The organism is Acetoanaerobium noterae (genome assembly GCF_900168025.1).
Classification (GTDB): domain Bacteria; phylum Bacillota; class Clostridia; order Peptostreptococcales; family Filifactoraceae; genus Acetoanaerobium; species Acetoanaerobium noterae.
Genome location: NZ_FUYN01000001.1, coordinates 203,925 through 228,075 on the forward strand (window position 1 = coordinate 203,925; position 24,151 = coordinate 228,075).

31 protein-coding genes and 1 riboswitch are annotated in these 24,151 nt (G+C 32.0%); of the genes, 3 read left to right on the top strand and 28 right to left on the bottom strand.

The features are described 5' to 3' along the window. Window positions 1-49: 49 nt before the first annotated feature. The 14 genes from B5X47_RS00970 to B5X47_RS01035 form a co-directional block, all read right to left on the bottom strand. Entirely contained in the window at window positions 50-862 is an 813-nt protein-coding gene (locus B5X47_RS00970; protein ID WP_200805059.1) for a MetQ/NlpA family ABC transporter substrate-binding protein, read from the bottom strand. 12 nt (window positions 863-874) lie between these two features. Then, window positions 875-1,525, bottom strand: coding sequence for a methionine ABC transporter permease (locus B5X47_RS00975; protein WP_079588371.1), 651 nt, complete (start codon window positions 1,523-1,525; stop codon window positions 875-877). A 1-nt stretch (window position 1,526) separates the two neighbouring features. After that, window positions 1,527-2,510: a methionine ABC transporter ATP-binding protein gene (locus tag B5X47_RS00980; protein ID WP_079588372.1), complete on the bottom strand. Its 984-nt coding sequence runs from the start codon at window positions 2,508-2,510 to the stop codon at window positions 1,527-1,529. Between the two features lie 186 nt (window positions 2,511-2,696). After that, a riboswitch (SAM riboswitch) is annotated at window positions 2,697-2,804 on the bottom strand. A 95-nt stretch (window positions 2,805-2,899) separates the two neighbouring features. Then, window positions 2,900-3,166, bottom strand: coding sequence for an HPr family phosphocarrier protein (locus B5X47_RS00985; RefSeq protein ID WP_013361866.1), 267 nt, complete (start codon window positions 3,164-3,166; stop codon window positions 2,900-2,902). A gap of 2 nt (window positions 3,167-3,168) precedes the next feature. Further along, window positions 3,169-4,122 (bottom strand): DNA-binding protein WhiA, encoded by a 954-nt coding sequence (gene whiA / locus B5X47_RS00990; RefSeq protein ID WP_041487162.1) that lies wholly within the window; start codon window positions 4,120-4,122, stop codon window positions 3,169-3,171. A gap of 1 nt (window position 4,123) precedes the next feature. After that, window positions 4,124-4,558 (bottom strand): NUDIX hydrolase, encoded by a 435-nt coding sequence (locus tag B5X47_RS00995; protein WP_013361868.1) that lies wholly within the window; start codon window positions 4,556-4,558, stop codon window positions 4,124-4,126. Window positions 4,559-4,663: 105 nt separating this feature from the next. Beyond that, entirely contained in the window at window positions 4,664-5,662 is a 999-nt protein-coding gene (locus B5X47_RS01000) for a gluconeogenesis factor YvcK family protein (protein WP_079588373.1), read from the bottom strand. A gap of 9 nt (window positions 5,663-5,671) precedes the next feature. Next, window positions 5,672-6,529, bottom strand: a complete 858-nt coding sequence (gene rapZ, locus B5X47_RS01005) for an RNase adapter RapZ (RefSeq protein WP_013361870.1) — start codon at window positions 6,527-6,529, stop codon at window positions 5,672-5,674. Window positions 6,530-6,532: 3 nt separating this feature from the next. After that, window positions 6,533-7,267: a PHP domain-containing protein gene (locus B5X47_RS01010; protein ID WP_079588374.1), complete on the bottom strand. Its 735-nt coding sequence runs from the start codon at window positions 7,265-7,267 to the stop codon at window positions 6,533-6,535. Then, on the bottom strand, window positions 7,257-8,165 hold the full coding sequence (gene murB / locus B5X47_RS01015; RefSeq protein WP_079588375.1) for a UDP-N-acetylmuramate dehydrogenase: 909 nt from the start codon (window positions 8,163-8,165) through the stop codon (window positions 7,257-7,259). Before murB ends, B5X47_RS01010 begins: the two co-directional genes overlap by 11 nt. Before the next feature lie 98 nt (window positions 8,166-8,263). Beyond that, window positions 8,264-8,695: an MOSC domain-containing protein gene (locus B5X47_RS01020; RefSeq protein WP_013361873.1), complete on the bottom strand. Its 432-nt coding sequence runs from the start codon at window positions 8,693-8,695 to the stop codon at window positions 8,264-8,266. 22 nt (window positions 8,696-8,717) lie between these two features. Next, window positions 8,718-9,668, bottom strand: coding sequence for a GTP 3',8-cyclase MoaA (gene moaA, locus B5X47_RS01025; protein WP_079588376.1), 951 nt, complete (start codon window positions 9,666-9,668; stop codon window positions 8,718-8,720). A 32-nt stretch (window positions 9,669-9,700) separates the two neighbouring features. Continuing rightward, complete coding sequence (locus B5X47_RS01030; RefSeq protein WP_013361875.1) at window positions 9,701-10,189, bottom strand: MogA/MoaB family molybdenum cofactor biosynthesis protein; 489 nt, start codon at window positions 10,187-10,189, stop codon at window positions 9,701-9,703. A gap of 31 nt (window positions 10,190-10,220) precedes the next feature. Beyond that, a complete protein-coding gene (locus B5X47_RS01035) occupies window positions 10,221-10,694 on the bottom strand; it encodes an NADH-quinone oxidoreductase subunit NuoE family protein (RefSeq protein WP_013361876.1) in 474 nt (157 codons plus the stop codon). Window positions 10,695-10,815: 121 nt separating this feature from the next. Here B5X47_RS01035 and B5X47_RS01040 point away from each other — a divergent pair, with 121 nt between their 5' ends. Next, window positions 10,816-11,730 (top strand): tRNA modification radical SAM protein MnmL/YtqA, encoded by a 915-nt coding sequence (locus tag B5X47_RS01040; protein ID WP_079588377.1) that lies wholly within the window; start codon window positions 10,816-10,818, stop codon window positions 11,728-11,730. Between the two features lie 92 nt (window positions 11,731-11,822). Further along, complete coding sequence (locus tag B5X47_RS01045; RefSeq protein ID WP_079588378.1) at window positions 11,823-13,553, top strand: phospho-sugar mutase; 1,731 nt, start codon at window positions 11,823-11,825, stop codon at window positions 13,551-13,553. Window positions 13,554-13,685: 132 nt separating this feature from the next. On the opposite strand, the gene B5X47_RS01050 is transcribed toward B5X47_RS01045, so the two are convergent. The 3 genes from B5X47_RS01050 to B5X47_RS01060 all read right to left on the bottom strand — a co-directional run bounded on the left by B5X47_RS01050 (window position 13,686) and on the right by B5X47_RS01060 (window position 15,207). Continuing rightward, window positions 13,686-14,114: a hypothetical protein gene (locus B5X47_RS01050; protein WP_242950979.1), complete on the bottom strand. Its 429-nt coding sequence runs from the start codon at window positions 14,112-14,114 to the stop codon at window positions 13,686-13,688. 96 nt (window positions 14,115-14,210) lie between these two features. Next, on the bottom strand, window positions 14,211-14,498 hold the full coding sequence (locus B5X47_RS01055; RefSeq protein ID WP_013361880.1) for an energy-coupling factor ABC transporter substrate-binding protein: 288 nt from the start codon (window positions 14,496-14,498) through the stop codon (window positions 14,211-14,213). Beyond that, window positions 14,482-15,207: an energy-coupling factor ABC transporter permease gene (locus tag B5X47_RS01060; RefSeq protein WP_079588379.1), complete on the bottom strand. Its 726-nt coding sequence runs from the start codon at window positions 15,205-15,207 to the stop codon at window positions 14,482-14,484. Before B5X47_RS01060 ends, B5X47_RS01055 begins: the two co-directional genes overlap by 17 nt. A gap of 148 nt (window positions 15,208-15,355) precedes the next feature. On the opposite strand from B5X47_RS01060, the gene B5X47_RS01065 reads away from it, so the two are divergent. After that, entirely contained in the window at window positions 15,356-16,303 is a 948-nt protein-coding gene (locus B5X47_RS01065; RefSeq protein ID WP_079588380.1) for a metal ABC transporter substrate-binding protein, read from the top strand. A gap of 195 nt (window positions 16,304-16,498) precedes the next feature. On the opposite strand, the gene B5X47_RS01070 is transcribed toward B5X47_RS01065, so the two are convergent. The 11 genes from B5X47_RS01070 to B5X47_RS01120 are packed head-to-tail and all read right to left on the bottom strand — an operon-like array spanning window position 16,499 to window position 24,127. Next, the gene (locus B5X47_RS01070; protein ID WP_079588381.1) at window positions 16,499-17,038 is read right to left on the bottom strand and encodes a DUF2179 domain-containing protein; all 540 of its coding nucleotides are present in this window, start codon (window positions 17,036-17,038) and stop codon (window positions 16,499-16,501) included. A gap of 25 nt (window positions 17,039-17,063) precedes the next feature. Then, complete coding sequence (locus B5X47_RS01075; protein ID WP_079588382.1) at window positions 17,064-18,635, bottom strand: lipase family protein; 1,572 nt, start codon at window positions 18,633-18,635, stop codon at window positions 17,064-17,066. A gap of 18 nt (window positions 18,636-18,653) precedes the next feature. Then, entirely contained in the window at window positions 18,654-19,205 is a 552-nt protein-coding gene (locus B5X47_RS01080) for a hypothetical protein (RefSeq protein ID WP_079588383.1), read from the bottom strand. Beyond that, the gene (locus tag B5X47_RS01085) at window positions 19,195-19,659 is read right to left on the bottom strand and encodes a pilus assembly FimT family protein (RefSeq protein WP_079588384.1); all 465 of its coding nucleotides are present in this window, start codon (window positions 19,657-19,659) and stop codon (window positions 19,195-19,197) included. The genes B5X47_RS01080 and B5X47_RS01085 overlap by 11 nt, the downstream gene beginning before the upstream one ends. Next, the gene (locus tag B5X47_RS01090) at window positions 19,646-20,260 is read right to left on the bottom strand and encodes a hypothetical protein (RefSeq protein WP_079588385.1); all 615 of its coding nucleotides are present in this window, start codon (window positions 20,258-20,260) and stop codon (window positions 19,646-19,648) included. Before B5X47_RS01090 ends, B5X47_RS01085 begins: the two co-directional genes overlap by 14 nt. Beyond that, window positions 20,250-20,597, bottom strand: coding sequence for a hypothetical protein (locus B5X47_RS01095; protein WP_079588386.1), 348 nt, complete (start codon window positions 20,595-20,597; stop codon window positions 20,250-20,252). Before B5X47_RS01095 ends, B5X47_RS01090 begins: the two co-directional genes overlap by 11 nt. A gap of 3 nt (window positions 20,598-20,600) precedes the next feature. Further along, on the bottom strand, window positions 20,601-21,005 hold the full coding sequence (locus B5X47_RS01100) for a hypothetical protein (RefSeq protein WP_079588387.1): 405 nt from the start codon (window positions 21,003-21,005) through the stop codon (window positions 20,601-20,603). Then, complete coding sequence (locus B5X47_RS01105; RefSeq protein WP_079588388.1) at window positions 21,002-21,403, bottom strand: hypothetical protein; 402 nt, start codon at window positions 21,401-21,403, stop codon at window positions 21,002-21,004. The genes B5X47_RS01100 and B5X47_RS01105 overlap by 4 nt, the downstream gene beginning before the upstream one ends. A gap of 10 nt (window positions 21,404-21,413) precedes the next feature. Next, on the bottom strand, window positions 21,414-22,487 hold the full coding sequence (locus B5X47_RS01110) for a type II secretion system F family protein (RefSeq protein WP_159446360.1): 1,074 nt from the start codon (window positions 22,485-22,487) through the stop codon (window positions 21,414-21,416). Next, on the bottom strand, window positions 22,459-23,661 hold the full coding sequence (locus B5X47_RS01115; RefSeq protein WP_079588390.1) for a GspE/PulE family protein: 1,203 nt from the start codon (window positions 23,659-23,661) through the stop codon (window positions 22,459-22,461). Before B5X47_RS01115 ends, B5X47_RS01110 begins: the two co-directional genes overlap by 29 nt. 10 nt (window positions 23,662-23,671) lie before the next feature. Further along, entirely contained in the window at window positions 23,672-24,127 is a 456-nt protein-coding gene (locus B5X47_RS01120) for a type II secretion system protein (RefSeq protein ID WP_079588391.1), read from the bottom strand. Window positions 24,128-24,151 lie beyond the last annotated feature (24 nt).

Below are 24,151 nucleotides of genomic sequence, written 5' to 3' on the forward strand. Positions count from 1 at the left end.
TTTCCTTTAACTCTATTGTAGCATAAAGATGATATATTTTTAAAATTTATTAGAAAGCTGGAACAACTGCTCCTCCATATTTCTTTTCTATAAAGCTTTTCACTTCATCACTTTGAAGTGCATTTAGTACTTTGATTAGGTTTTCATTTTTTTCATCCTCAGGTCTTACTACAAGTATATTTGCATAGGGAGATTCTTTGCCTTCAGATAATAAGGCATCCTTAGTTAAATCCAGTCCTGCTTCAATAGCATAGTTCGTATTTATTACGCTTGCATCTACATCTTCTAAGGTTCTAGGAAGCTGAGCCGCCTCTACTTCTTTGAATTCAATGTTTTTAGGATTGCTTTCTATATCTTTAAGCGTCGCTTCTAGTCCAGAGTTTTCTTTTAATTTTATTAAGCCATTATTTTCAAGTAATATAAGCGCTCTTCCTTCATTTGTCGGGTCATTTGGTATCGCAATCTGAGCGCTATCTTTTAGTTCCTCTATTGAGCCTAGTTTTTTTGAATAAAGTCCTAGAGGCTCAACATGAACATTTCCTATACTAGATAGCTTTAAATTATTTTCTCTTGTAAATGACTCTAGATACGGAAGATGCTGAAAGAAGTTAGCATCTATTTCTTTGCTGTCAAGTGCTAGGTTTGGAGTAACATAATCCGTAAATTCAATTATCTCAAGTTCAATACCTTGCTCTTTTAATATAGGTTTAATTTCTTCAAGTATTTCTGCATGAGGAACTGGTGAGGCTCCTATTTTTATTACGTTGTCACTGTTAGCTACTTCTTGCTGAGAAGCACAACCTACAAAAGCTACTACCACGATTAAAGCTGATATTAATACTAATAATTTTTTTATATTCATTTTATTATCCTCCTATTTTCTATATATCGAATTTGAAATTTTATTCCCAGAAATTTGAATTAGCTGAACTAAAATAATTAATATTATTACTGTTGCAAACATCACATCTGTCTGAAATCTATGATATCCATATCCAATCGCTAGATATCCTAGTCCTCCACCACCTACAGCTCCAGCCATTGCACTATAGCCTATAATATTTATTATTGTCACGGTGACATTTAATACAAGCGAAGGCATTGCTTCTGGAATTAATATTTTTAATACTATTTCAAGTGGGGATGCTCCCATTGATACCCCAGCTTCAATTACACCGGGATTGACTTCTAAAATCGAGCCTTCTACTAGTCTTGCGAAGAAAGGAATAGCCGCTACCACTAAAGGCACTATTGCTGCATTCGTTCCAATTGAGCTCCCAACAACTAGCCTAGTAAAAGGAATTATAAATATCATTAAAATTACAAATGGTATTGACCTTGTGATATTTATAAGAATTGACAAGCTATTATAAATTTTGCTGTTTGGTAGTACACTGTCTTCTCTTGTTATCACTAGAAGTATTCCTAGGGGTAGTCCAAGAATAACCGTAAATACAGTTGATATAAATACCATATATAGTGTTTCATTAATTGATGGTATGAGTAAATCTAATAGTTCAATCATTTTATAACACCTCTGCCCGAACATCGTGATTATTTAAATAATCTATAATTGTTCTTAGATTACCATGGCGCTTTAATTCCACAATCAAAGTTCCAAGTGGCTTTTCCTGTATATATTCAATGTTGCCTGAAATAATATTTAGCTCTAAATCAAACTTCTTTACGAGATTTGATATTATTGGATTTTTAGCATTCTCTCCCACAAAGCTAAGCTTTAATAGCTCTCCCTTATAATGCTCTTTATAATCTAAAGACTCTTCTTTAGAAAATATATCTGGGCTACAATTATCTTTATTTGAAAAAATATCAATAGTATTTCCTTGAGCTATAATCCTTCCATTTTCAAGCACCACTGTTTTATCGCAGATACTTTTTACTACCTCCATCTCATGAGTAATAACTACTATAGTTATATTCATTTCTTTATTAATCCTTTTAAGCATACTTAATATTTGATTTGTAGTTTTAGGGTCAAGAGCTGAAGTGGCTTCATCCGATAATAAAATATCTGGTTTGCTAGCTAGAGCTCTAGCAATAGCAACTCTTTGTTTTTGTCCTCCGCTGAGCTGTGAAGGATAAGCATTTGCTTTGTCTGAAAGCTCAACCCAGCTTAGTAATTCATTTACTCTAGCATTTATCTCAGATTTTGGAAGCTTATCTAGTTTTAGAGGAAATGCTATATTTTCATATACAGTTTTGCTATTTAACAAATTAAACCCTTGAAAAATCATCGAAATCTTTTTTCTGGTTTTCCTTAAATCCTTTTGATTTAAATCCATTATATTTATTTTATCTATATAAATTTCGCCACTTGTTGGCTCTTCTATTCTGTTAATACATCTGACAAGCGAAGACTTTCCAGCTCCACTTAGCCCTACGATTCCATATATCTCTCCTTTATCAATCTGAATGTTTATATTATCCAGAGCAATTATGGGTGTTTTGGAATCACTATATACCTTTGATAGATTTCTAATGTCAATCAATTTTAGCCTCCTTAATTTTTGATAATTAAATTGCAAATCGGATTTTGTCGACTAATCCACTTCTAAACAAATAAAAACTCCACACCTTAATCCAATCAAAATTGCTTATGAATATAAGAAATTTTTTTGAAAATAAAAAAATCTCTTTCACAAAGAAAGAGATTAATAAACTAAGATTTCAGTTATCTCTTATCTTTAGGTATGTAATAATACCTCAGGAATTAGCACCAATGCTGCAATGCAGCTGGTTGCCGGGTTTCGTAGGGCCAGTCCCTCCACCTCTCTGGATAAGATTCAGTTGTTTTATATCGTTTAGAATAATATGAATTATATATAGATTAATATCGTTTGTCAACACTATTAATCTATATTTTTTTTATTTTTTTATATTATGACTCTAGTAATTTTACGTTGATAAGGTCCTCTATGGCAGAGATAGCGTTTTCCTCATCTGGGCCATCTATTATTATTTCTATCATCTCACCTTTAGATATCCCCATAGCCATAACTCCCATTATTGACTTTGCGTTTACAGTTTTTCCTGCTTTTTTTATCATTATATCTGATAAGAATTTGTTTGCAGTCTGAACAAAGAGAGCTGCAGGTCTTGCATGTAATCCTATTTCATTTTTTATTGTAAGTTCCTTTGTTATCATTTTTACTTTCTCCCTTCTTTTAGTTCGTTTGCAATATCTTCTATTTTTTTTAATCTATGATTAACACCTGATTTTCCAAGTGGTTTATCTAGCATTTCGCCTAGTTCCTTAAGGCTTAAATCTTCATATTCTACTCTTAGCTCTGCTATTTCCTGAAGACTTTCTGGAAGGTAGTCTATACCTACTGTATTTATAATATAGTTTATAGCCTCTATCTGTCTCATAGATGCATTTACTGTCTTAGTAAGGTTTGCTGTCTCACAGTTGACAATCCTATTTACGTCATTTCTCATCTGCTTCATAATCTTAACGTCCTCTAGCTGAAATAGAGCATTATGTGCTCCCATTATGTTAAGTAAATCTGATATATTATTGCTTTCTTTGATATATACTACGTAGGTGTTCTTTCTAGGTACTATTTTAGCATTAAAATCATATGTGTTTAGTAAATTTCTTATGTAGGTACTTAGCTCGTCATCTACAGTAACAAATTCCATATGATATGTCTTTTCTGGATCTGAAATCGATCCCCCACCTAGAAAAGCTCCTCTAATATATGCACGCTTTGATTTTTCATCAGAGATGAAGGATTCAGGAATGTCACTTTGTATAGTATAATCCTTACCGTCTTTTTTTAGTATACCTATTTCTACTAATATATCATTTGCCCCTTGTTCATATGATACAAACAAGAAATATGTATTGTTCTTTTTTAAATTCTTATTTTTCTTAACCTGTATTTCTACATGAATATTAAAACACATTTTTAGCAAAGAAAAAACTTTTCTTGCAATTGCAGCATTTTCAGTAACAACCTTGAATGACAATTTATTGTAGCCCATTAGCTGCAGGCTTCCGCTCATGCGAATTAGGGCAGCTAATTCAGCGATTCTAACATTCTTATCTTCAGGAATAATCCTTGAAAGCTCGTTTTTAACTTGAGTTGAAAATGACACTTTAATCACCTGAGTTATTATATGATTTTTTGTTAATTTCATCTAATGCAACTTTTATTATTTCTTTTTCGTCATCATACTTTGCCATCTCTAACACTCTATCTATATGAATGAACTTGGCTTCTATGAAGCCCTCTTCTCTTTGAGGGACTGTATCCATACTTCTGGAATGCATCAGATACCAATATACCGTTTTATGGACTCTTTTATTTTCATCCCAATTTTCTTTATAGGTGTAATGAATTTCTCCTAGATATTTGATTATCTCAGCTTTCAATCCACTTTCTTCAAACACTTCTCTTAGGGCGGCTTCGTCTTTCTTTTCTCCAGGTTCTACTTTACCTTTGGGTAAAACCCAGTCTCCATTATATTTTTTTAGGAGAAGGATGGCGTTTCCAAAAACAATGACTCCACCAGAACTTATTTCTTCCCTCATGCTGCCCCTCACTCCTTGTAAATTTAGTCTGCAAGTTTCTTTATAATAGTATACTATATATTAGTATTTATACAAATTCAAAATAGTAATTTACATAAATAAAAATTATAAAATACTTTGATTTATTTTAGAACTATCAGTTTTTTTTGCTAAATCCATAATAACTTTAGATATTTTATCGCTATCATGAATTAGTAGCTCGTTTTTTATAGTAATCAAATCCTCTTGTATGACCTCAATTCCAAGCTCTAGAATCTGCTTTTTCTGTTTTTTGTCTAGGAACAAAGGCGTTTGACCTTCGTATAAATATTTCTGCAGTATATTTCCAGGGATATCCTTTTTATTAATAATTGCTTTATCGATAATTGGAAATATACTATGGTCAAGAATAGCCTTCATATGGTTATAAATACTATAGCCAGTAGTCTCTCCATACTCCGTCATTATATTGGATACATATATTTTCACAGCTTTAGATTCATATATTGCTTTAGCAACATCTGCAACCAAAAGATTTGGAATGATGCTAGTATAAAGACTTCCAGGCCCTAAAACTATAATATCTGAATTATTAATTCTATCTATTGCTTCTGGAAATGCCTCTACATTTGATGGTCTTAAAAGTATTTTATCAATTCTAGTGGACTGATTGATACACTCCTGGGCTATGTTAGATTCACCGTTTACTAGGTTTCCATTTGCGAGCTTTGCAACAAGGTGTATATCTTCAAGTGTCACAGGCAGTGCTCTTCCTCTTACGGCCAAAATTTCAGATATTTTCGAAATGGCTAATTCAAAATCTCCATAAATTTCATTTAAGGCTGCTAAAAACAAATTACCAAAGCTTTGCCCTTTAAGGCTTCCCTCTTTGAATCTATGTTGCATAAGAGTTTCCATAGCCGGTTCAATATCAGATAGAGCTATAATGCAGTTTCTGATATCTCCTGGAGGAAGCATTCCAATTTCTTGCCTCAGCTTTCCTGAGCCACCACCATCATCAGCCATGGTTACAACTGCGGTCAAATCTATATTGTAATTTTTAAGACCTCTCAGAAGATTAGCTTGGCCTGTTCCTCCACCTATTACTGTTATTTTTTTCTTCATAGACTTCACCTATTTTAGAGTATAATCTCTATGTTTTTTGAAAACTCTATACCCTTTATCCTTTAAAAAGTCATACAGCAGGTTTGCAATAGTAACAGAACGGTGTCTACCTCCAGTACAGCCAATAGCAATAACTAAATGATTTTTGCCTTCCTTGATGTAATTTGGAATTAAAAACTCAATCATATCCTGAAGCTTTTCCTTAAATATTACACTTTGATTTGAGTTCATGACATAGTCTCTGATTTCCTTATCGTCACCAGTTTTCTCTTTTAAATCCTCAATATAATAAGGATTTGGCATAAATCTCACATCAAATACCAAATCAGCATCTATTGGTATACCATGCTTAAATCCAAATGAGGTAACTGAAATTATCAAATTTGTTTTTTCCTTGCCTTCTTTAAATATATTATTTATCTCATCTTTTAAATCACTCGGCTTCATATTGGTAGTGTTGATAATATAACCAGATTGCTGTTTTAGTTCCTCTAGCATTGCACGTTCTCTTTGAATACCCTGAAATATATTGTCTTCAAGTGCTAAAGGATGCTTTCTTCTAGTCATTTTATATCTTCTTACCAAAGTGTTGTCATCTGCTTCTAAAAATATTATGTCGAATTTATAATCATTCTTTTCCATAAATCTAAGGCTTTCGTTCAAATCCTTAAAAAATTTATAGCCCCTGATATCTATGCCTAGAGCTACCTTATCAAGAGCTCCTTGAGATGAAGAGCATACCTCTACAAACTTAGGTAATAAAGCTGGTGGAAGGTTATCCACACAATAAAATCCCATATCTTCCATGACATTCATTGCTTCACTTTTGCCAGAACCTGATAAGCCAGTTACTATAACTATATGCATGATCTAAACCCTCCTGACATTTACAATCTTATCGATATCTACCCCAGCTGAAATTGCTCTTTCTAAAGCATTTGTAAAATCTCCTACATGGTTTGGCAGATGTGAATCCGAGCCTAAAATATATTCAACATCAATATTTTTTATTAATCTTAGCTGCTCTATTGAGAGATTTTTATGATGCGAATTAATTTCCATATAGGTTTTAGTCTCCTGTGCAGCTTTTGCTACATCTATTATATCTACATCCCCTTTATCTCCTGGATGAGTTAAAACAAAAATATCATTGTTTCTCATAGCATTAACAAGTGCTCTTGTATTATAAGCTTTTTCTAATGATTTTAAGGGTTTGAAATAATTATTAAAATGATTTCTCATTCCTCTTGTCCACCTCGTAGGCATGGAACCAAAATGGTAGCCTGCCATGACATAATCAAAATATCCTAAAATTTTATCATCTATATCAATATTTCCTCTATCATCCAAGATATTACATTCAACTCCAAGTAATATTTTGATTTGAGGATACTTTTCCTTCATTAAATCAATTTCATAGCGCATTTTCTCAAAAAGGTTATATTTAACCCCAAATCCCATGTGCTTGTATCCATGATCTGATATTCCTATGATCTCAAGCCCTTTGTCTATAGCTGATTTAACATTTTGTTCAATAGTACCTTTGCCATCACTGTATATAGTGTGTGTATGGTAATCAGCTACTACTTTAAGATTATTGTTCACCTACTACCCTCACCTCTTCTTCGAGCATGACTCCAAATTTAGAAAAAACGGTCAGTTTGATAAACTCTATTAATTCTAGAATATTTTCACAGGTTGCATCTCCAGTGTTTATAACAAACCCACTATGCAAACTAGAAACAGCCGCATTTCTCATAATTATACCCTTGAGACCTGCATCTTCAATCAATTTGCCTGCAAAATATCCTTCAGGTCTTTTAAATGTAGAACCTGCACTATATGCCGTAAGTGGTTGCTTAGTTGTCCTTCTTACAGTAAAATCATCTATTTTTGCTTTGATATCTTCAATACTACCTTTTCCAAGCTTAAGCTTAGCCTCTAATACCACTAAGGTTTCATCAGTCACTCTGCTTTTTCTATATCTAAAGTTCATCTCTTGATTTGTAAAGGTTTTGATATTTCCATCCATGTCCATAGCAACAACTTCTTCTACTATATTCTTCATCTCAGAATCATAAGCTCCTGCATTCATAGTCACAGCTCCACCTATAGTTCCAGGAATCCCACTTGCAAATTCAAAACCAGACAAAGACTCATTTACAATGGATTTTGATAAAGTAGAAAGAAGTATTCCGCTCTGAGCTGTTACCTCGTCACCTGAAATACTAAAGCTACTGAAATTTTTAGACAGCTTAATTACTACTCCTCTTATCCCTTTGTCGCTAACCAAAAGATTGCTTCCATTTCCCATAATAAATACAGGTATATTTTCTTTTTTCAGCGTTTTTATTAGATTTTGAATCTGGTCTACAGTTCTAGGGGTGACTAAAAAATCAGCACTTCCTCCGATTTTAAACGATGTATGATTCTTCATATATTCTTTTGTTAATATATCTTCTTCACTTACTATATTTTTCAAAATATCATAGGTTTCTCTCATAATGACCTCCAAATTTATCTTTAACCTTGATATTATATCATATTATCATGCTGATGTAATCACTCTTGCTTAATGCAAAAAACACCCAAAATGGGTGTCTAGATTATAACTATATCGTCTCCAGGCTTTACCTGACCTTCTTTTATAATCTTTGTAAATATACCTTCTCTAGGCATGATACAGTCTCCAGTAAGGTTTTTAATTTCACATCCATGGTGACATTTTTTTCCTATCTGAGTCACTTCTTGAATAGTATCACCTATCTTTAGCTGAGTTCCAACTGGCAATTCATATAAGCATATTCCCTCTGTTGTTATGTTTTCTGCAAATTTTCCAGGAGTTAAATCCTTTGCACCCATGCTTATCATCTTGTCTATACTCTCTTGACCTAAAAGACTAACTTGTCTATGCCAATCCCCAGCATGAGCGTCTCCAACCATACCGTGATCAATCTTAAACTCTCCATGTAAAACTGGCTTTTTTATTGTCCCTTTTTTTTCGCTAATATTAACTGCTATTACTTTTGCCATATAGTTTCCTCCTTGATTTTAATTATCCTCCGATTTTAGACATTCCTCGTATTATGTATTTGCCATCATCTAAATGATGTTTTTCTGGCTTTTGTGAGATTGCCGATAGAAAGCTCTTTTCTAAAAGCTCATCATTGCAAGCTATTTTTTTTATATCTATTTCCATATCTGAATGAAGACAAGGCTTGAGCTTGCCATCAGCGGTCAATCTCAATCTATTGCAGTTACTGCAAAAATTACATGTGATAGGTCTTATAAGCCCTAATCTATATTTATGGTTTGGAAGCTTATAATAAGCTGCCGGGGATGATTTGTCAGTATTTTCTTGCAATTCAAGTTGGGGATATCTTTTTAGCACCTCATCAGCACTGAAAAAATGTTCCTTTGCATACCGAGCTGTGCTTCCAATTGGCATAAGCTCAATAAATCTAACTTCATATTTATTTTTAGTAAGAGCTATAAAGTCTCCGATTTCATTGTCATTCACTTTATTAATTAATACGGTGTTGATTTTTATATTTTCAAAACCAGCATCTAAAGCTGACTCTAATCCTTTATAAACCTCACTTAGCTCATGTCCTCTTGTGATTTTTCGAAATACATTTTCATCCATTGAATCTAGGCTCAGATTTATTCTATCTAACCCTGCAGCTTTTAAATCCTTTGCCATTTCATCTAGCAAAACTCCATTTGTAGTTATAGCAACTTCTGTTATTTCGTCTATACTTTTAATTTTATTAATAAGGCTCAAAATACCTTTTCTTACTAGAGGTTCTCCGCCTGTTAATCTTATTTTCTTGATTCCATTTCTGGCCGCAACCTTACAAATGTTCTCAATTTCTTCTATTCTTAATATATCACTATGGTCTTTTTTTTCTATGCCCTCTGGCATACAGTATTCACAATTAAAATTACAAAGATCTGTCACAGATATCCTCAAATAGCTAATTTCTCTATTAAAATCGTCTCTCATAACGTTCACCTATTTCTTAGATTGTGTAAAATCTATTTTCTAGCGCATTCTCCAGTGAGTCCAAGTAATATTTCTAATCCATGCTCTATGCTAGGCATTATTATATCCATGCTTTCTTTCACAGCCTTAGGACTACCCGGCATATTGATGATAAGGCTGTCTTTTTTTATTCCAGAAACTGCTCTTGACAGCATTGCTTTTTTTGTAATTTGAAAGCTAAAATGTCTTATTGCTTCTGAGATACCAGGGGTTTCTCTTTCTATGACCATTTTTGTCGCTTCTGGAGTAACATCTCTTTTGGAAAAACCGGTTCCTCCAGTAGTAAGTATAAGATTTATTCCTCTATCTACCATTTCTTCTAGAGCACTCGTTATTTCATCGATTTCATCCTGTACTACTATTTTTTCAACAACGTTGTAACCAAGTTTCTCAAGCTCTAAAGCAATTAGCTTACCACTTTCATCTGCTCTTTCACCTTTTGCCCCTTTGTCACTTGCAGTCAAAACTCCTGCTGTAAACATAACTTCACCTCGCTTGATTTTAGTTAATCTATTAATAATTTGATAAAATAGAATCTATATCATCTAGCTTTGCTTTACCATATACATCAGCATTTATAGTAACAACTGGAGCCAGGCTACAAGCTCCTACACATCTTGCAGGCACCAATGAAAATTTTCCATCTGAAGTGGTATCGCCTACTTCAATATTTAATTTTTTAGATATCTTGTCTATAATTTTTTGAGAGCCTTTGACATAACATGCTGTTCCTAAGCAAACTGCAATTATATTCTCACCCTTTTGCTTATCAGAAAATGTAGAATAAAAAGATGCTACTCCATATATTTCTGAAAGTGGAATATCAAGACCTTTAGAGATTCTCTCTTGAATATCTATGCTTATAAAGCCAAATATTTTTTTAGCTTCATATAAAACTGGCATTAACGCTCCTTGCTCACCTTTATGCTGAGCTATAACTAAATCTAATCGAGCAAAATTTTCCTGTGTGAACACACTCGCAGGCATTTTATTCACTCCTTATGATATTTTTATCATTTCTTTGCTATAATAATGATTATAACACAATAATAACATTGTATACATATGAAGGTAGATAAAATCATGAGTTATAAAGATAGGAGAATACATGTGGCTTGATAAAAGATATCACAGTTTAGATTATGAATTAAAAAAGATATTCGGGACTAAGGTAATAAAATTGTCAGTAGATGGCGGCTTTACTTGTCCTACTAGAGATGGTTCTAAAGGCTATGGTGGGTGTATATTTTGCAGTTCTAGAGGCTCTGGAGAATTTTCCGGTGATAGGGCTTTACCTATAAAAAGTCAGCTTAAAAACCAAATATCTCTACTAAAAGAAAAATGGTCTGAGGCAAAATATATAGTTTATTTTCAAAATTTCTCAAATACATATGCCGATATTAAAACTCTAAAAGAAAAGTACGATGAAGCTCTAGAGTTTGATAATGTTGTTGGACTAGCAATAGCTACTAGAGGTGATTGTCTTGATAAAGATGTCATTAAGCTTTTAAAAACTTATAACGAAAAAACCTTTCTCTGGGTTGAAATAGGTCTTCAAAGCATTCATAAGCATTCTGAGGAATTTATTCGAAGAGGTTATGGTTTAGAGGCTTTTGACGGAGCAATTTCTGCTTTAAACCAAAATAATATAAGGACTGTAGCACATCTTATACTTAATTTACCAAATGAGACAAAAAAGCACTATATCGAAACTTTAAATTATTTGGTTGAAAAACAAATATGGGGTATAAAATTACATATGCTTCATATCCTAAAAAATACTGATTTAGAAAGCTATTATAAAATTCATCCTTTTGATATCATGGATGCAGATGCTTATATCAGTTTAATCTGTGATTTAATCTCTATTATACCTGAAGAAATCGTCATACATAGGCTCACTGGAGATGGCTCAAAAGAAGATTTAATAGCACCTTTATGGAGCGCAAACAAAAGATATATATTAAATGGAATTAATAAAGAACTTGCAAAAAGAAATTTAACTCAAGGGTGTAATTTATAAGCTTATTAATAATTTAAGCTTTGAGAATTCTATTGCTTGCATTTATAATTAAGGTATTATATTTTTATGTTAAATATTGAGGAGGCAGTTTTATGGATAACAATATTATGAATAGCTATTTAGAATGGTTGAATGATGATTTTATAGATCAAACTACTAAAGATGAGTTAAAATCTATTGAAAATAAACCTGAAGAAATCGAAGATAGATTTTATCAAGAGCTTGAATTTGGAACAGCAGGACTAAGAGGAAAAATAGGCGCTGGTACTAACAGAATGAACATTTATGTTATATCCAGAGCTACTCACGCTTTAGCTCAGGTTATAAAAAAGCATGGCCCTGAATATGTAGACAAGGGCATAGCTATAGCTTATGATTGCAGACTTTATTCTCCTGAATTTGCTATGCAAAGTGCACTTGTAATGGCTGCCAATGGAATAAAAGCCTATCTTTTTGAATCACTAAGACCTACTCCAGAGCTATCTTATACCATAAGATACTATGGTTGTAGCTCTGGAATAAATATAACAGCAAGCCATAATCCTAAAGACTACAACGGTTATAAGGTTTACTGGGAAGAAGGTTCACAAATCAAATCAGACATAGCAAATTTAGTTTTGGAAGAGATTTCAAAAATCAAATCCTTTGCTGACATTCCCGTTATATCAGAGGAAGAAGCAAGACAAAAAGGCTTACTGATAGATATAGGAAAGGAAGTAGACGATAGCTATATCAACGAAGTTATGAACGTTTCTCTACGCGACGAGGAAATTGATAAATCAATCAAAATAGTATATACACCTCTAAATGGAGCTGGAAATATTCCTGTAAGACGAGTGCTAAAAGAAAAGGGCTTTGACAAAGTTTATGTTGTAAAAGAGCAGGAAAATCCTGATGGAACATTCCCAACAATTGAATATCCTAACCCTGAGGATTTAAAAGCCTTTGAATATGCTGAAAGATTAGCAAAAGATGTAGATGCAGATTTACTAATCGCAACTGATCCTGATTGTGATAGATTGGCAGTTCAAGTAAAGCATAACAATAAAATTGTTCCTCTTAATGGAAATCAAACCGGCGTAATTTTAATTAACTATATACTTTCAGCCATGACAGAAAAAGGACTGCTTCCTAGAAATCCTGTTATAGTTAAATCCATTGTTACTGGAGATATGGGAACTGCTATAGCAAAAGATTATAACGTGGAAATGATTAACGTTCTAACTGGCTTTAAGAATATTTGCGCTCTTCCAAATGAATATGATAAGACAAAGGAAAAGAATTTTATTTTTGGTTATGAGGAAAGTATAGGATACGTTATAGGAACCTTTGTAAGAGATAAAGACGCTGTTTCTGCTTCATTGATGCTAGCTGAAGCTGCTGCCTATTACAAAGAACAGGGCAAAACTCTTGTTGATGTCCTAAATGAGCTTTTTGAAAAATATGGATATTATCAAGAAAAAACAATTTCATTGGTTTTAGAAGGTGTAGAAGGTCAAAAACGAATCAAACGTATGATGGAAGAATATAGAGATTTATATCCTACAGCTATAGGTTCTTCTAATCTAACTAAAATGGTAGATTACGAAAAGCAGCTTTCTAAAAACTTACTAACAAACGAATCTCTAACAATAGATATAGAAAAAACTGATGCAGTGAAATTTATATTTGATGATGGCTGCTGGTACGCTCTTAGACCATCTGGAACTGAGCCAAAAATTAAGCTTTATCTTTATTCAAAAGCACCTTCATTAGAAGAGGCATCAAATAAATTAATTGAATTTGAAACCCTAATACTAGAAAAGCTTCACAGCATAAAATAATAATATCAATATAGATGTGATTGTAGACTAAAAAAATTATATCAAGTGGTGTAACTCTTGCTATATAAGGTTAAATTAAAAAAATCCGACAAATGTCGGATTTTTTAATTTATATTGCATATCTACAATATGTTATTTGATTGGAAGCTTTGATTGTTGACCTTTTGTCGGTCTCATAACCTGAGGCTTTATAGGCTGATACTGAATTATTTCATTTGATTTATCCTCGAAATAAACTCCATAATCATTTCCAACCTTCATATTTAGTTTTTGAAGAGAAAATAATTTTTTAGAAACTTTTCCATTTTTCATAATAACAGATGTTTTTCCAAATTTTCCTTTTGGCGGAATAATTGATAAAACCTTACCTTCAAAATAAAACTTCTTTCGCTTGTAAGATATAGCTATTCTTACTAAAAATGCTCCTAGCGCCGCTGCTAGTATTATAAGTGGAGCTTTAATCCACCAGCTTTTAAACCAAATAGCACCTGCAATAAGCACTAAAAATGCAGCAATCATCGCAGCAATTCTAAGCATGACTTTTCTTTTTTGACTTTCCAAGAGTGCATCCCACCTTAACTATATATTTGACAAGATACATTATACCAAAAATAAATAGTTATGCCTAATTTTTTTAAATTAATATATGTTATAAATCTATGACTTGTCAGATTTTCGTCTACCTCTCATATATCCAAAGAAATATCCAATGAATCCTGCTCCAATCCCTGCCTGCAAAGAAAATAGCAAGCTTTCTATTTCTCCACTCGCTGGTTCAATCGGCGAGCTAAACCAAGGCTCATATTCAGGATTGATTTCAGTTATTGCTTCTTCTGCCATTCCATCTGCTCCCTCAAATGGAGCATCCTTTAAAAATATAAGCGGAAGTGTAAACATGATAATAACTAGGATAAAAAGAAGAAATTGATTAATGTGTTTTTTCAAGATTAAAACCTCCTTCTTTTTGATATTCAACTAGTAGGTTATAGACGATAAGAGTTAATATCCCTTCTCCTATAGCCAGTGGAATCTGGGTTATTGCAAATATACCCATAAATTTTGTGAATGAGCCTACAATTCCGTTAACTGCATCAGGATGAGCCAATGCAAGCTGTAGTGAAGTTACTATATAGGTAATCAAATCTGCAAACATGGCTGCCAAAAATACTGCAAGGCTTCTATTTTTATCTTTTAGAGCTTTGAAAATAAAATAACCTGCAAAAGGTCCAACTATAGCCATCGAAAAAACATTTGCTCCTAAGGTAGTTATTCCCCCATGCGCCAATAGTAATGCTTGAAATATTAATACAATAAGTCCTATTACTGCCATAGGAAGAGGTCCGAATATTATCGTTCCAAGACCTACTCCAGTAGGGTGAGATGTACTTCCTGTAACTGATGGAAGCTTTAAAGCTGAAAGTACAAATACAAAAGCTCCAACAAGTCCAAGAAGAAGCTTCATATTTGGAGATTCATCTGTTATTTTTTTTATTTTAGAGAATCCTCCTACTATAAAAGGCAAGCTTATTACTGACCATATAGCCGCCCAAAGTGGAGGAAGGAACCCTTCCATAATATGCATTGCACTCGCATAAATAGGTGTAAGAAGAATTAAATATGTAGCTGAGAAACCTATAATTTTAATCTTTTTCATTTTGTTCTCCTTTCAATTTTTTGATTAGCAAATACCTTATTATGGTATAATATTAAATGTAGGTATTTAATGCAAATCATTTGCATTAATATTATAGCATTATAATTTAAAAATATAAAGTTCTTTTTTAAGAATACAGGAGGAAATCATGACAAAAAAAACTGGTTTAATTTCATTGCTTCTCATTATGATGGTTGTATTATCCGCATGCAGTAGTTCAGTATCAAGCTCAGATACGAATTCTACTGATGATACCGAGGATTCAAAGTTAACTGTATATGCTTCATTTTACCCAATTTATGATTTCACAAATAAAATTGCTGATGATTATATAAATTTAAAGCTCATTGTGCCTGCTGGAGCTGAGCCTCATCACTATGAAATCAGTGCTAAAACTATGGCTGAGTTAGAAAATGCTGATTTAATACTTCTAAACGGATTAGAATTTGAGCCATGGGCTGATTCATTACCAGAATCTCTAAGCTCCAAGATAATCAGTCTTGGGGAAGAGGTAAATCCACTTCCATATGTAGAGCACTCACATGGTGAAGAAGAAGATGAGGATTCCCACTCAGAATATGACCCACACATTTGGCTTGACCCTCTTAGAGCTTCGCAAATGAGTGAAATAATTTATGAAAATTTATCAAAGCTAGATTCTACAAATAAAGCTGTTTATGAAACTAATTTAAAAAATCTAAAGGATGAGTTTATAACTCTCGATTTAGAGTATAAGCAACTAGAAGCTATTCAAAATAAAAAAGAAATCGTGGTATCTCACAACGCCTTTTCTTATATAGGTGAACGTTATGGATTAGAATTTCACAGTTTGTCTGGAATATCTCCTGAAAACGAGCCTAGCTTGAAAGTTCTTTCTGAAATAACTGATTTAGTAAATAAGGAAGGTATAAGAGTTTTATTTTTCGAAGAGCTAGCAAATGATAAAATCATAAATACTATTGCCGATGAAACTGGTGTAGAATCAGATATTCTATATACCATAGAGGGCATGACAGACGATGAAATAAATGATGGAGAAGATTATTTCTCAAAAATGAGATTAAATTTAAGTAAGCTAAAGCTTGCTGTCGAGTAATGGGTTAGCAATCATAATAGCTAAAACCTCGTATATCTAAGCAATTCAAAATATAAAGAAATTCATAAAGGACTGCGAAATAATCATTTAATCCAGCATATTGTAGCTTAAAATTAACCTCGATATGCTGGATTTAATGGTTATTCTCACAGTCCTTTTCTATTGTGAATAAAACAAAGTCAATTATTTTAAAATCTATACTCTATTGTTTGGATTTACAGCCCTTGGATGCATAACTCCTCCAGAATATGAGGTTATATCATTTACAGAAACAAAAACATTAATATCCTTTTCTTTTAGATAGTCATAGACCTCTTTTACTCTTTTTCGCTTAAGAGTTATCAGTACCATAAGTCTTTCACCTTCTCGGCCTTCTCCTTTAAAAACAGTCACACCAAAACCCTTTTCTCTTAGCTCATCTACTATATATCTATACTCTTCTCTTATTATTAATCTCATCTGGGCATCTCCAAAAGCAAGTCTATGCTCTAATTTTGCACCAATGAGATTTCCAAGTGAAAAACCAGTAGCATAAGCAAGTAAGTACCACCATTTATCAAGCTGGCTTACTACATCCCCTAAAACCTTCATATATACTATGACCTCAAAAAAACCAATTAGTGCTGCTATATTGGATTTTCCTTTAGTAAGTAGAATTGTCCTTGTAGTTGCAAGTGAAACATCACAGATCCTTAATACAATAATTAGTATCATGTTAAGAATAACAGTTGCCATAATAAACCTCCCAGTTTCTAAATAATTATTGCTCGACTTTCTCGTAGTGTCGTTTACTTAAGCTTGGATTTCTCAGACCCACACTTTTTATCGAGCTCATATTTCCATACTCATCAATTGCAAAAAACGTTAATATATTCCCCTTAATATCTACATACCCACTTGTATTTATTTTATTGGTTCTTTTCATAGAAGGTGCGCTTGTATCAAATGAGTAATATATCTCTGATTTTTCTAAGGTATAGATAAATACCTTATTATTTTTATATTTATAAAAAACTTCTGGCTTTCCTAAATCCCCTCTTTTGTGCTTCAAAGCTTCCTTATTCAATACTGATATATACCAAGACATAGTATGATGGGATAACTTTCTGCTATTAACTTCCTCCATGAAAAAATAAAGCTTATCTCTTGTAGTCATGCTAGTGTCCTCCGTATCATCTGAAGGTATTTTTTGTCCGTTTTCATATTCCTCAGAATAGCCTATTTGTTTAAATTCAGGGCTTTCAGTTTTAAATAGCTTTTTTAAAAGCTTTGATTTTCTCAAGGTTTCATTTTCAGAAACCGCTCCTGCAAATATATCTTTAGTATATGATTTAAGCTTTGCACCTCTAGATGAATATGGAACTATGTCATATCTTTCAACTATTCTATGCAAGTTAAGTAGCTTGTCAGCATTTGCTGAGGATGAATAAATTTTTGAAAAGGCTTTGTCAGAGAATGGCGGCGCTCCAAAGCTATAAATTTGAATTTGATCTCTTGGAAAACTATTTTCTTCTTTATCAATAAGCATAGCCGCATAAATAGAAGCTATCGCTCCTCCACTGCTATGCCCTGACAAAACAATTAAGTCTCCTGTTTGATTTGCATTATCGATTATTTCTTTCAGAGATTTATTATCAAAATAAATTTTAGACTCCATTTTCTCAAACTCCAATGCACAAGTATAGTAGCCTCTATGAACCTTTCCTTTTCCATTAAAATCTATTTTTTTTGATAAAGTACTAATTAACCAATCTTCATGTAGCTTTCTTATATTATTAAGTCCTTCTGTCCCTCTAAATGTAATAGAAATCACTCTTCTTTTCTTTCCCTTTGCATGAATCCACTTGTAGCCAACTATAGCCTGAGTTGATGCCTTTGCAAGAGTCTGAATCCTAGGGTCAGTTATATCAATCTCTCCACTGCTTCCTCTTTTTATAAATCTCCATAGGCCGCCATAGCTTTTTAGAAATGTATCCATATAAATTCTTGCATTGTCGTAATTGTGAATTAGCTTGATATCTTGGAAATTATTTTTCTTAAGTATCTCACCAAAATATTTATTCGATGAATCGACCAAGCCAGCTTCTCTTAATTCAACAGGGTTTCTATAGCTTTGTGATGCTAAGTATGCAGAGAATTGAGCTAAGGGATAAATCAGCTTCGGATTATATCCCTCAAACTGATTATTAATCCTAGTGTAATCCTCATAATTTACTATAAATTCTCTGTCACCAATCGTAATATATGGTCTATCACTAGCAACTGCTATATCTATAAACAAAAAATTGTGGATGAGTATCAAGGAAATAACTATACTTATTTTTCTTTTCAAAGCTTTCCATCTCCATAGCTATATATCACTATTTGTTTTATTTATATAAATTTCTTTTTTATATATAAAATTATTATCAATTAATTCTACCACAAACTTATAGTTATCGCCTGTTTTTTCTAAATAACAGTTTTTTACTCCAGAGGCTATTTCATATCCTCCTATAGAGCCTAATGAATTGTTTTCTGACAAGAGATTTTTTCTAATAAAAATTTTGTTCTTATCCTTTATAAAGTTAACTGCATTTATATTATATGCACTACCCGTGCTCTTTTTGGTTTTATAATAGAGCACCAATATATCAGACTGAGTAAAGGCTTCAGCTTTGACATTACCGATATCCTCTATATACATAGAACTGATATAGCTATCACTTTCTAGTTCACTTTTTATAATTTTTTCAATTACTTGAGCATTTTCTCTTTGACTAATATTAACACTTGCTGATTTCATAGTATAGATAAAGCCAATTGAAATTTTAGAAATTAAAAGAGTAAGTGATAAAGTTAATACTATAGCCATCACATACTCTATTAAAGTAAATCCTTTATGTTTATTGTTAATCTTCATTTTTATATACCGCCACTCTTCCACTTATAGGTACAATTGTAACTTTGTAAAAATCATCAGTATTTATATTGTTAATATATACAGTTTCCCCTGAAAAAGTTAAGGTGCCATTAACACCAAATTTTAAAAATGTATCTGTTTCATTAGAAACTTTTAGATTTGAAGGAAAATATACAGTTTTTTTAGGTGTGTTTTTTTCGTTAATAAAGTATCCAATTGCTATTTTCCCATGTTCATTATTGCTATAAATATATTTTAAATAGCAATCTATATCACCAAAGGTATTTTTGTTATAGACGTATCTAATATCACTTACATATCTTCTAACGGCAAAATCCGCTTTTAAATTTTCTATATTTGCATATGAAATCACTGGAACGCTCAATAGCATAAGAAGAGAAATTACAGCTATAAGTTCTATTAAGGTATAGCCTTTTTCTTTAGTAGCTTGCATAAAATTTCTCCTCAATCAAATCCTCTTTATGTAGTTGCCAGAGCATATCATAGTCTTCCCTCATGATATACTGTACATCTTCTATACTTAAATTTTTTAAATTAATTTTAAAAATTCCAGAATAGCTATTTATATAATCTCTGCTATCAAAGCTAGACTTCACCGTAATGCTTATACTTTCAGAATCCTCTGATATAAAATCCGTAACTCTAAATAAGCATTGCTCTAATTTAATTTTGTTGATATCTATATGAATATCCATCTGATTCCTAAAAATTATTTCATCTTTTACAAGCCTTTTGTAGTCTTTTTGAATATTGATTAGCTGGACGCTAAGTTCATCCTCCGTGTAAGCCTGGTACTTTGTTTTTATAGAATTAGTTGCATTAAAAAATGCAGCTTTAAAGTAGTCTTCTATCATAAGCTTAGGATAAATCAAACTAGATTTAAGCATATGACTTCTTCCTACAAACTGAACTTTATGAATCGAGGTTTTGTGAAGGTTAACTGCAGTAGATAATACAGAAAGCCCTATCGAAGTTAATACGCTTATAACAATAATAACAACAAAAACGGTCACACCCTTATTCTTAGATTTCATCCTCTACCTCTTTGTACAAATAAAAGCTATGAATAAACTCACCACTTTTTTGCCTTATTTCAATACTTAGCTTCTGAATTCTCGCATCGTTACTTACCATTTCATTTACTTTTATATCGAATTTTTCATTATTTATTATCAATGGAAAGCTACTTGCTTCTAATTCAACTATAGATTTAATAGAATTTTCCAATAATTCTAGAGATAACTGGTTTGTTTCCTCGCTATTTATGTGATAATAAGTGGCTTTATATATATTGACTAGTGGAATTACAAACATCAATATCAGAGTAATGCTTATTATTATATCTGAAATAATCCAGCCCTTTCTGTTCATAAGCTATTTGCTCCTAACAACCAGTTCAATATAGGACTGCATATTTTTATCAAAATAAAATTTAGAATCCTTTAAATATATGTCTTTTTTTAGATTATGTAGTTCTGATATAAGATTCTGGGATGATTCAATATCAGCAGAAAAATTCACCTTCATGCCAAAGGTATCTGACATTGTAGTTTCAACCTTAACATCGCTTATTCCAGAGCTATAAATAATTTCTTGAAGCTGCTTCAGGCTTTTATAATCCAATGCTTTATTTTTTATGATTATACTATTTTGTGTCTCATTTGTTAGAAGTGTATTGATATTTTTACTTAATTTATAATTTTTTACTGAATATGGTATTATTAAGCCTATAATATTAAGCAGTATAAGCAATACAATTATTATTTGGTTTTTTCTCATAGTCTATCACCTTTATATTTTAATAAGCCTGTTATTCCATTATCATCAAAATATATTTCCATTTCAGGTGTCCCAAGCTTAATTTCTTCAGATAGAGCTGTTTCTATCAGCTTTAAGCTTTCTATATCTGCAACTTCTAAGGTCAAAATCAAGTAATTTGAATTTATATCTATACTACTTAGCTCTTTAATTTCAAGATTATCTACAAGTACCATTAGCCTATTTATATTTTCAAGATTATTATTCGATTCAACATTATCTATCATTTCGCTTTGAACATTTTCAGCTGAGAGATAGGCTAATTTGTAGTCATTTTTCAATCTGTAGTTATCAGCTATAAGCTTTATATTAATACAAAAAACTCCTAGCAATAAAAAAATCAGCAGTTTATTTTTCATACTTTTTCTCCTATATTTTATACAGTAACTCATAATCAAGAAGTGGCATTATAATTGTAAGCATAGTTATGCCTATCGCTAAGGTTATTATCGTTATAAATACAGGTTGCGCCATTGAAGTAAGTTCTTTACTTTTTCGTTTTATTTCTTGCGTATATAGGTAGCTCAAATTATTCAACCTATTTTCTAAATCGCCAGTTTCTTCTCCTATATTTACAAAATAAAGCAAATTAGGTTCAGATATTTTTGCATCAACTATACTATCACTTAAGCTATTTCCACCTAGTACACTTGTTTGAATTATTTTTAGTTTACTCAATACCACAGGATCATTAGTTACATTTTCCAAAACAGATAATGCATTGAGAATGTCCACCCCAGACCCTAACATTGTTTCCAAGGCCCAAACCAAATTATTAAGTGACTGCTTGAAAATTAAGTTTCCCACTAAGGGTAATTTGAATTTTATTTGTGAAAAAAACAAGGGATTTATACTTACGATAACTAGCTTTATAATTAACGCTATTAAGATTGAACAAGTAAGAAATAGCTCCATAAAATACTCTTTGATAAAAAGACTATGGCTAATAAGAAGCTCCGCCCAGCCTCCGATTTTAGGTATTTCTCCACCATAAAGGGAAATGATATTTGGGATGAAATAAAATATTATAAATCCAAAAAGAAAAAGCAGCATTGATAGAATAAATATCGGATAATAAGAAGCACTTTTCACATCTTTATACATTTCATCCATATGCTTGTAATATTTAGACATTCTTAAAAAGGCTTCATCTAATTTTCCGGTTTTTTCTCCAACTTCTATTAAGGTAAGAGAAAGCTCATCAAAGCATGAAGTCTGCTCCATCGAAAATTTAAGAGATTTTCCTAAGAAAAGGTTTTCCTTGACGATATCTAAAAATTTTAATTTTTCACCTTGCTGCTTAATAATATCAAGACTTTTAACTATGGGAATTCCACTTTTAAGTAGAATAGCGAAGTTTTCAAAAAGCTTGGCTTTATCTTCATAAGATAATTTTTTTACTTCGAATAAAGGCTTAAAAGATGTAACGATATCCTTCTTCAACAGAAGTATCACCCCTTTTTATCATGTCCAAAATTTTAGTCTCAAGAGAGATAAATTTATTTTCTAATTTGCTCCATTGCTTATTTCTTATAAGCTCAGAATCATCACTTGTAATCTCTAAAATTTCAAATACTGCTTTTCTTCCTTTATATCCTGTTCCTAGGCATTCTTGACATCCTAAGGGCTTATAGATAGGTACTCCATCAAATAAATTATTATAGTTTGAGCTATCTATTGTTTTGCATTTGTTGCATAGGGTTCTAACTAATCTTTGGTTTATAATAAGTGATACTGCATCCGCCACCATATATGGCTGCATCTCTAAATCAATAAGCCTTTCAACTACACCTATAGAGCTTTTTGTATGTATAGTAGAAAAAACCAGATGGCCTGTAATACTTGCTTTAAGACTTATATCAGCTGTTTCTTGATCTCTTATTTCTCCTATCATGAGTACATCCGGATCTTGTCTAAGCGAAAACTTTAGCATATTGCTAAATCTGTAATTTTCACCTTTTGCTATATTTACTTGAACTACACCATCAATAAAATATTCGACTGGGTCCTCGATAGTTATAATGTTTTTTGTTCCATCGTTGATTTCATTTATTAATGCGCATAAGGTAGTAGACTTACCACTTCCAGTAGGTCCGCAAATTAAAATAAATCCGTTTAGTGCATTTATTTTTCTTTTAATTATGTTTAATTCTTCTATATTGAATCCAATTTGTTCTACATTCCATCCATAATCTTTGACATTTAATAATCGAATTGTCAGCTTCTCGCCTTTAATCGTTGGTATTATTGAAATTCTGCAGTCCATCGATAGCTTTGAAACTTCGAGGCTGAATCTTCCTTCTAGTGGGTGCAGAGTTTTACTGATATCTATATTGCATTTTAATTTTATAAAACGAATAATCTGATTAGAATATCTACTATCTAAAACTACAAAGGTTCTTAAAAGCGAATCAATCCTAAATTTCACTGTCATTGAAGTGCTTATTAAATCCAAATGTATATCACTTGCGTTTAGCTCAATAGCACTTTTTAAAATAAAATCGAGTATTTCTTCAACCTTATCATTTAATATAGAATTATTATAATTCACTTTATAATCTGCTATAGTTTCACAAATGCTATTACTTTGTTCATTATAGTATTTTAAGTTTATCATTTTACCTGCCTCACTCTTCTACAGGTGTAGGAGTTAAATCCGTAGTCTCTATAGAGGCTTCATTAAAAATACCGTCCTTAACAAATTCTATCGATTCTAGCTTAACCGTTGCTTTTCCATCATTAAGAGATACAGAAAAAGTTTTATCCTTTAAATACTGTGACTTTGGTTCAATTCCTCCATATACTTTTTTTATGTGATCTGTCAATTTAGATACATCAAAAGTTGAGGATGTTTTGTTTTCTAAATACCAAGTCTCAGCAATGCTAGCTAATTGGACTGCAGTTGATGCATCTGTTTTAAGCCTTTGCTTGTCTACTATCTCAGTGTATTTTGGAAGTGCTAATGATGCTAGTAGCATTAGTAGGGTAATTACAGCAACTAGTTCTATTAATGTGAAGCCTCTGTTTTTATTTTTCTTATACTCTAACATCATTTTAGTTCTTTCAAAAGAATAATAGTCCACTATAATCCCTCCTAATATATGTAT

Coding starts and splice junctions, on each gene's coding strand:
- B5X47_RS01095 (WP_079588386.1), bottom strand. CDS start 20,597: ATGAACAGAAAGGGCTGGATTATTTCAGATATAATAATAAGCATTACT.
- B5X47_RS00975 (WP_079588371.1), bottom strand. CDS start 1,525: ATGATTGAACTATTAGATTTACTCATACCATCAATTAATGAAACACTA.
- B5X47_RS01085 (WP_079588384.1), bottom strand. CDS start 19,659: ATGCAAGCTACTAAAGAAAAAGGCTATACCTTAATAGAACTTATAGCT.
- murB (WP_079588375.1), bottom strand. CDS start 8,165: ATGAGAGAAACCTATGATATTTTGAAAAATATAGTAAGTGAAGAAGAT.
- B5X47_RS01115 (WP_079588390.1), bottom strand. CDS start 23,661: ATGATAAACTTAAAATACTATAATGAACAAAGTAATAGCATTTGTGAA.
- rapZ (WP_013361870.1), bottom strand. CDS start 6,529: ATGCATATAGTTATAGTAACTGGCTTATCAGGTTCTGGCAAAAGTGAA.
- B5X47_RS01035 (WP_013361876.1), bottom strand. CDS start 10,694: ATGCCTGCGAGTGTGTTCACACAGGAAAATTTTGCTCGATTAGATTTA.
- B5X47_RS00985 (WP_013361866.1), bottom strand. CDS start 3,166: ATGATAACAAAGGAACTTACAATAAAAAATGAAATAGGATTACATGCA.
- B5X47_RS01045 (WP_079588378.1), top strand. CDS start 11,823: ATGGATAACAATATTATGAATAGCTATTTAGAATGGTTGAATGATGAT.
- B5X47_RS01105 (WP_079588388.1), bottom strand. CDS start 21,403: ATGAAAAATAAACTGCTGATTTTTTTATTGCTAGGAGTTTTTTGTATT.
- B5X47_RS00970 (WP_200805059.1), bottom strand. CDS start 862: ATGAATATAAAAAAATTATTAGTATTAATATCAGCTTTAATCGTGGTA.
- B5X47_RS01070 (WP_079588381.1), bottom strand. CDS start 17,038: ATGGCAACTGTTATTCTTAACATGATACTAATTATTGTATTAAGGATC.
- B5X47_RS01080 (WP_079588383.1), bottom strand. CDS start 19,205: ATGAAGATTAACAATAAACATAAAGGATTTACTTTAATAGAGTATGTG.
- B5X47_RS01060 (WP_079588379.1), bottom strand. CDS start 15,207: ATGAAAAAGATTAAAATTATAGGTTTCTCAGCTACATATTTAATTCTT.
- B5X47_RS01040 (WP_079588377.1), top strand. CDS start 10,816: ATGTGGCTTGATAAAAGATATCACAGTTTAGATTATGAATTAAAAAAG.
- B5X47_RS01065 (WP_079588380.1), top strand. CDS start 15,356: ATGACAAAAAAAACTGGTTTAATTTCATTGCTTCTCATTATGATGGTT.
- B5X47_RS01090 (WP_079588385.1), bottom strand. CDS start 20,260: ATGAAATCTAAGAATAAGGGTGTGACCGTTTTTGTTGTTATTATTGTT.
- B5X47_RS01020 (WP_013361873.1), bottom strand. CDS start 8,695: ATGGCAAAAGTAATAGCAGTTAATATTAGCGAAAAAAAAGGGACAATA.
- moaA (WP_079588376.1), bottom strand. CDS start 9,668: ATGAGAGACGATTTTAATAGAGAAATTAGCTATTTGAGGATATCTGTG.
- B5X47_RS01030 (WP_013361875.1), bottom strand. CDS start 10,189: ATGTTTACAGCAGGAGTTTTGACTGCAAGTGACAAAGGGGCAAAAGGT.
- B5X47_RS01000 (WP_079588373.1), bottom strand. CDS start 5,662: ATGAAGAAAAAAATAACAGTAATAGGTGGAGGAACAGGCCAAGCTAAT.
- B5X47_RS00995 (WP_013361868.1), bottom strand. CDS start 4,558: ATGAGGGAAGAAATAAGTTCTGGTGGAGTCATTGTTTTTGGAAACGCC.
- B5X47_RS01100 (WP_079588387.1), bottom strand. CDS start 21,005: ATGAGAAAAAACCAAATAATAATTGTATTGCTTATACTGCTTAATATT.